The 6,523-nt window shown below is 38.6% G+C and carries 7 protein-coding genes; all 7 read left to right on the forward strand.

All coding sequences use genetic code 11. From position 1 onward, the window contains the following. Positions 1–14: 14 nt before the first annotated feature. On the forward strand, positions 15–1,250 hold the full coding sequence (locus tag ABIQ27_RS06600; RefSeq protein ID WP_348032990.1) for an NADH-quinone oxidoreductase subunit D: 1,236 nt from the start codon (positions 15–17) through the stop codon (positions 1,248–1,250). Positions 1,251–1,332: 82 nt separating this feature from the next. Continuing rightward, positions 1,333–1,863 (forward strand): NAD(P)H-dependent oxidoreductase subunit E, encoded by a 531-nt coding sequence (locus ABIQ27_RS06605; RefSeq protein WP_348032991.1) that lies wholly within the window; start codon positions 1,333–1,335, stop codon positions 1,861–1,863. Positions 1,864–1,867: 4 nt separating this feature from the next. Then, positions 1,868–3,235, forward strand: coding sequence for an NADH-quinone oxidoreductase subunit NuoF (gene nuoF, locus ABIQ27_RS06610; RefSeq protein ID WP_348032992.1), 1,368 nt, complete (start codon positions 1,868–1,870; stop codon positions 3,233–3,235). Positions 3,236–3,373: 138 nt separating this feature from the next. Continuing rightward, positions 3,374–4,423: a 2Fe-2S iron-sulfur cluster-binding protein gene (locus ABIQ27_RS06615; protein WP_348032993.1), complete on the forward strand. Its 1,050-nt coding sequence runs from the start codon at positions 3,374–3,376 to the stop codon at positions 4,421–4,423. Next, entirely contained in the window at positions 4,416–5,447 is a 1,032-nt protein-coding gene (gene nuoH / locus ABIQ27_RS06620) for an NADH-quinone oxidoreductase subunit NuoH (protein WP_348032994.1), read from the forward strand. Before ABIQ27_RS06615 ends, nuoH begins: the two co-directional genes overlap by 8 nt. Positions 5,448–5,458: 11 nt before the next feature. Further along, on the forward strand, positions 5,459–6,010 hold the full coding sequence (locus ABIQ27_RS06625; protein ID WP_348032995.1) for an NADH-quinone oxidoreductase subunit I: 552 nt from the start codon (positions 5,459–5,461) through the stop codon (positions 6,008–6,010). Beyond that, positions 6,010–6,523: NADH-quinone oxidoreductase subunit J (locus ABIQ27_RS06630; RefSeq protein ID WP_348032996.1), on the forward strand; the 514-nt coding region annotated here is incomplete at its 3' end. The genes ABIQ27_RS06625 and ABIQ27_RS06630, both read left to right, overlap by 1 nt.

A 6,523-nucleotide genomic window follows, 5' to 3' on the forward strand; every position in this document is an offset into this window, starting at 1 on the left:
ATTCAACATTATAGATGTCAGATTTATTATTACCACCAGAACATCGCTATGCTAAAGTCATAGAGCAAAGCCGAAATGAAGACGGAAGTGAATTTTCTATCCTGAATCTTGGCCCAACGCACCCGGCTACTCACGGAATTTTCCAAAACATTCTATTGATGGATGGCGAAAGAATCTTGGATGCTGAACCAACCATTGGTTATATTCACCGTGCTTTTGAAAAAATTGCTGAAAACCGTCCGTTTTACCAAATCAACGTATTGACTGACCGTATGAACTATTGTTCGTCGCCAATCAACAACATGGCCTGGTGGATGACCGTTGAAAAATTATTGGAAATTGAAGTGCCAAAACGAGCTCAATACTTAAGAGTTATTGTAATGGAATTGGCCAGAATTACAGACCATTTGATTTGTAATTCAATCCTTGGAGTAGATACCGGAGCCTACACTGGTTTCCTTTATGTATTCCAATTCAGAGAAAAAGTATATGAAATCTACGAAGAAATTTGTGGTGCTCGTTTGACAACAAATATGGGAAGAATTGGTGGTTTCGAAAGAGAATGGTCGCCAAAGGCATTTGAATTGCTAAACACTTTCCTGGAAGATTTTCCAGTTGCCTGGAAAGAATTCGAAAACCTTTTTGAAAGAAACAGAATCTTTATAGACAGAACCGTTAACGTTGGTCCGATTACAGCTGAAAAAGCAATGCAATACGGATTAACTGGTCCAAATTTACGCGCGGCCGGAATTGATTACGATGTTCGCGTTGCCCAACCTTACTCTTCTTACGAAGATTTTGATTTCATTGTGCCTGTTGGAAAATCTGGAGACACTTACGACCGTTTTTGCGTTCGTAATGCTGAAGTTTGGGAAAGTTTGAGTATTATCAGACAAGCCTTAGCTAAATTACCGGAAGGACCAATTCACGCTGACGTTCCCGACTATTATTTGCCTCCAAAAGAAGATGTTTACAATAATATGGAAAGCTTAATCTATCACTTCAAAATTGTGATGGGCGAAGTTCCGGTTCCTGTAGATGAAATTTATCATGCTGTCGAAGGCGGAAACGGAGAATTAGGTTTCTATTTGATTACCGACGGTAGCCGAACGCCTTACAGATTGAAATTCAGAAGACCTTGCTATATCTATTACCAAGCCTATACTGAAATGATTAAAGGCGGAATGTTATCCGATGCCATCGTAATATTATCAAGTTTAAATGTAATTGCCGGCGAATTAGACGCATAAAAGAAATTATAAATGATGAATTTTAAATTCTAAATTATTCAAAACATTTAAAATTTATAATTCAAAATTTAAAATAATAAGAATGGAAAGATCACATATCACACAAGAGATAAACATAACCGACACTTTGATGACCCGCATCAATGAGTTAATCAGTCATTATCCTGCAGACAAAAGAAAATCAGCTTTATTGCCGGTTTTACATGAAGTTCAGGATGCTCACGACAATTGGTTAAGCATTGATTTGCAAAACAAAGTAGCCGGAATTTTAGAAATACAACCGATTGAAGTATACGAAGTAGTGACATTTTATACGATGTACAATCAAAGACCAATCGGAAAATACATGTTTGAATTCTGCCAAACATCTGCCTGTTGCTTAAATGGAGTGGAGAATTTGATGGATTACACTTGTAATAAATTAGGCGTTGGCGTTGGTGAACCAACAGCTGATGGACTTTTTGAAGTTCGTGGAGTTGAATGTCTTGGTGCTTGTGGTTACGCACCAATGATACAGTTGGGTGATTTCTTTCAGGAGCATTTGACAGAAGCAAAAATCGATCAGTTAATTACTGATTGCAAAGAAGGAAAAATCACTTTACACGATAAATAGTATCATGGGAAGAAAAATATTATTAGACAAAATAAACGTTCCTGGCATTAGAACTTATGAAGTGTACCGCAAAGAAGGCGGTTATGCTTCGGTTGAAAAAGCCCTGAAAAAAATGACTCCGGATGAAGTTGTGGAAGAAGTAAAAACTTCGGGACTTCGTGGTCGTGGTGGTGCAGGATTTCCTGCCGGAATGAAATGGAGTTTTATCGACAAAAAATCAGGAAAACCAAGACATTTAGTTTGCAATGCTGACGAATCGGAACCGGGAACTTTCAAAGACCGTTTCTTAATGGAATACATTCCGCATCTTTTAATAGAGGGAATGATTACGTCAAGTTATGCCTTGGGTGCCAACCTATCCTACATCTACATTCGTGGGGAATATATGTGGGTTTACAAAATTTTAGAAAATGCCATCGCCGAAGCAAAAGCTGCCGGTTGGTTAGGAAAAAATATATTGGGCTCGGGTTATGATTTGGAATTATATGTTCAGATTGGTGCCGGAGCTTACATCTGTGGAGAAGAAACTGCACTGATAGAAAGCCTTGAAGGAAAACGTGGAAATCCTAGGATTAAACCACCATTCCCAGCAGTTATGGGTCTTTGGCAAAATCCAACAGTGGTAAATAACGTAGAAACTATTGCGGCTGTGCCTTGGATTGTAAACAATTCTGGTGCTGATTATGCCGGAATCGGAATCGGTCGTTCTACAGGGACAAAATTAATTTCGGCTTCCGGAAATATCAAAAATCAAGGTGTTTTTGAAATTGATTTAGGATTATCAGTATACGAATTCATGAATTCGGATGAATATTGTGGCGGAATGCAAACCGACAGACCATTAAAAGCTTTGGTTCCGGGAGGAAGTTCTGTACCCGTTTTACCAGCGAATTTAATCTACAAAACCGCTGCAGGCGAAGACCGTTTGATGACTTACGAAAGTTTGGCTGACGGAGGCTTTGCAACCGGTTCGATGTTAGGTTCAGGTGGATTTATCGTTTATGATGACCGAGCCTGTATCGTTCGTAACACCTGGAATTTCTCAAGATTTTACCATCACGAAAGTTGCGGTCAATGTACGCCATGCCGTGAAGGAACAGGTTGGATGGAAAAAGTATTATGGAGAATCGAAAACGGACAAGGCCGCGAAGAAGACATCGAATTATTATGGAGCATTCAGGCAAAAATTGAAGGAAACACGATTTGTCCTTTAGGTGATGCTGCTGCATGGCCAGTGGCTGCTGCGATTCGTCACTTTAAAGATGAATTCGAATATCATATTCGTTTCCCTGAAAAAATAAAAAATAGAGATCACTTTGTAAATGAGCCATTTGAAAAAGTAAAGCATTTAATCGCAAAACAAGAAGTTTAAAATAATTAGGAGCGAATGGCTCGGGCATATTTGCCATCCATTTTCCCGCTTTCCGCGCTGCATGGCAGCTAGCTCCAATCGGGGCTAAAGAATAAACATTAGTAATAAAAATACTCCGTAGGAGTTAAATATTGGTAAATGAAAGTAACCATAGACGGTCAGGAAATTGAAGTAGCGCCAGGAACAACTATCCTGCAGGCTGCTCGTATGATTGGTGGAGAATCTGTTCCGCCAGCCATGTGTTATTATTCCAAACTAAAAGGAACCGGCGGAAAATGCCGTTGTTGTTTAGTGGATGTAACCAAAGGCAGCGAAGCCGATCCAAGACCAATGCCAAAATTAATGGCATCATGTGTAACAGGATGTCAGGACGGAATGGAAGTGGCCAGCAAAGCTTCAGACAGAGTTAAGGAAGCCAGAAATGCAGTAACCGAATTTCTTTTGATAAATCACCCATTAGATTGCCCGGTTTGTGATCAGGCTGGCGAATGTGATTTGCAGAATTTAAGCTTCGAACACGGAAAATTACAACAGCGTTTTATTGAAGATAAAAGAACTTTTGAGCCAGAAGATATTGGTGACAAAATTCAATTGCACATGAACCGTTGCATTGTTTGCCAACGTTGTGTTGAAGTTGCTGACCAATTGACTGACGGAAGAGTTCACGGCGTTTTGAATCGTGGTGATCATTCACAAATTTCGACCTGTGTTTCGGCTGCTATTGACAATGAATTCTCCGGAAATATGATTGATGTTTGTCCGGTTGGTGCTTTGACAGATAAGACTTTCCGTTTCAAATCCAGAGTTTGGTTTAACAAACCATTTGATGCACACAGAGATTGTGACAAATGTTGTGGAAAAACTACTGTTTGGATGTTCGGAAACGAAATTCAAAGGGTAACCGCACGTAAAGATGAATTCCACGAAGTAGAAGAATTCATTTGCAACACCTGTCGTTTTGACAAAAAAGAAGTTGCAGATTGGACAATTGAAGGACCAAGAAAATTCGAAAAAGATTCAGTAATCAATCAAAATAAATATTTCGGAAAAACGGACAGCGTTGTTATTGCTACTGAAAAAGGAATTCTTCAGGGACGAGATATCGACCGCAAGAAAATCAGTATGTCTGAGATTGAATACAACGAAAAAATAGACGGTAACCCAGTAAATTCTAAGAAAAATGGATAGTGCCTTTATTATAGAAAAAAGCATTTTTATTGTGGTGATTTTTGCCTTTACGATGGTAATGGCAATGTATTCTACATGGGCCGAACGTAAAGTCGCTGCCTTTTTGCAGGACAGGGTTGGACCAAATCGTGCAGGTTGGGGTGGATTATTGCAACCACTTGCCGATGGAATGAAATTGTTTGCCAAAGAAGAATTCGAACCAAATACTCCAAATAGATTTTTGTTTTTTGTTGGACCGGCGATTGCGATGAGCACCGCTTTGATGACAAGTGCTGTAATTCCGTGGGGTGACAAATTGGAGATTTTTGGAAGAACAGTCTATCTTCAGGCAACTGATCTTGATGCTTCTTTGTTATACATTTTCGCGATACTTTCTGTTGGAGTTTACGGAATCATGATTGGTGGCTGGGCATCTAACAATAAGTTTTCCTTAATGGGTGCGGTTCGTGCTGCTTCACAAATGGTTTCTTATGAAGTTGCGATGGGATTGTCGGTTATTGCTTTAATCATGATGACAGGAACCTTGAGCCTAAAAGAAATTTCGATGCAACAAACCGGAATGAACTGGAATGTTTTCTATCAACCACTTGGTTTTTTAATCTTTTTGATTTGTGCTTTTGCTGAAACAAACAGAACACCATTCGACTTAGCAGAATGTGAATCAGAGTTGATTGGTGGCTATCACACCGAATATTCATCCATGAAAATGGGATTCTATTTGTTTGCCGAATATGCCAATATGTTTATTTCGTCAACGATTATTGCTGTTCTTTATTTCGGCGGCTACAACTATCCGGGAATGCAATGGATGACAGATCATGTTGGTGTTAACGCCGCTAATATCTTAGGAATGGGAGCATTGTTTATTAAATTATGTTTCTTCATTTTCTTTTATATGTGGGTTCGTTGGACCATACCACGTTTTAGATACGATCAATTGATGAACTTAGGCTGGAAAATTTTAATCCCGCTTTCGATTCTCAACATTATTATAACAGGAATTTGCATCCTGGCTTTTAAATAAGAAAAGAAATTATGTCAGCATCAATACAAAGCATATCGCTTTCCGGCAGAAAAAAACAGGTTTCCAATAAGGAAATGACTTTTTGGGAAAGACTATATCTGGTAGCAATCGTAAAAGGATTGGCAATTACCATCAAACACTTTTTTAGAAAAAAAGCGACTATCCATTATCCGGAGCAAACACGTGAGTTTAGCCCAGTTTATCGTGGACAACATATGTTGAAACGAGATGAACTTGGCAGAGAAAACTGTACAGCTTGTGGCTTGTGCGCTTTATCATGTCCCGCGGAAGCTATCACAATGAAGGCTGAAGAACGCAAACCGGGTGAAGAAATGCTATACCGTGAAGAGAAATATGCATCGATTTATGAAATCAATATGCTGCGTTGTATTTTCTGTGGTTTGTGTGAAGAAGCTTGTCCAAAAGATGCTATCTATTTAACGATTTCAAAAGAGTTGGTTCCTGCCAGTTACGACAGGGAAGATTTCATTTTTGGAAAAGACAAATTGGTGATGCCTTTAGAAATGGCAATGAAAAATGCTCAACTTAAAAACGCTAACTAATGTCATCTATAACAATTATATTTTACTTTTTATCGGCTATCACATTAGCATCAGCATTTTTGACGATTTATAGCAAAAACCCTATTCACAGCGCTATTTATTTAGTGATTTGCATGGTTTCAATTGTTGGACATTACTTAATGTTCAACGCGCAATTTCTGGCAATGGTTCAGCTGATTGTTTATGCAGGCGCCATCATGGTTCTCTTCCTTTTCACAATCATGTTGATGAATTTGAATAAGGAAGACGAAGTTCATAAACCAAGAATCACACGTCTTGGCGCAGTTACAGTTTTTATATTGATGAGCGTTGTTTTAGTAACGATTTTCATCAACTCTAAAACGATTGTTGGCGAATATGACACTTCCGGAGAAGATTTTCAATCTATAAAAACCTTAGGAAAAGTATTGTTGAACGAGTATATGGTTCCATTTGAGTTTGCTTCTATCTTGTTATTAGTCGCTATGATTGGAGTTGTTTTATTGTCTAAAAAAGAAAAAACAGAGAAGAAAT

Origin of the sequence: Flavobacterium sp. (assembly GCF_039916025.1) — a bacterium.
In the GTDB taxonomy this organism is placed as follows: Bacteria; Bacteroidota; Bacteroidia; order Flavobacteriales; family Flavobacteriaceae; genus Flavobacterium.

Coding starts and splice junctions, on each gene's coding strand:
- ABIQ27_RS06600 (WP_348032990.1), top strand. CDS start 15: ATGTCAGATTTATTATTACCACCAGAACATCGCTATGCTAAAGTCATA.
- ABIQ27_RS06605 (WP_348032991.1), top strand. CDS start 1,333: ATGGAAAGATCACATATCACACAAGAGATAAACATAACCGACACTTTG.
- nuoF (WP_348032992.1), top strand. CDS start 1,868: ATGGGAAGAAAAATATTATTAGACAAAATAAACGTTCCTGGCATTAGA.
- ABIQ27_RS06615 (WP_348032993.1), top strand. CDS start 3,374: ATGAAAGTAACCATAGACGGTCAGGAAATTGAAGTAGCGCCAGGAACA.
- nuoH (WP_348032994.1), top strand. CDS start 4,416: ATGGATAGTGCCTTTATTATAGAAAAAAGCATTTTTATTGTGGTGATT.
- ABIQ27_RS06625 (WP_348032995.1), top strand. CDS start 5,459: ATGTCAGCATCAATACAAAGCATATCGCTTTCCGGCAGAAAAAAACAG.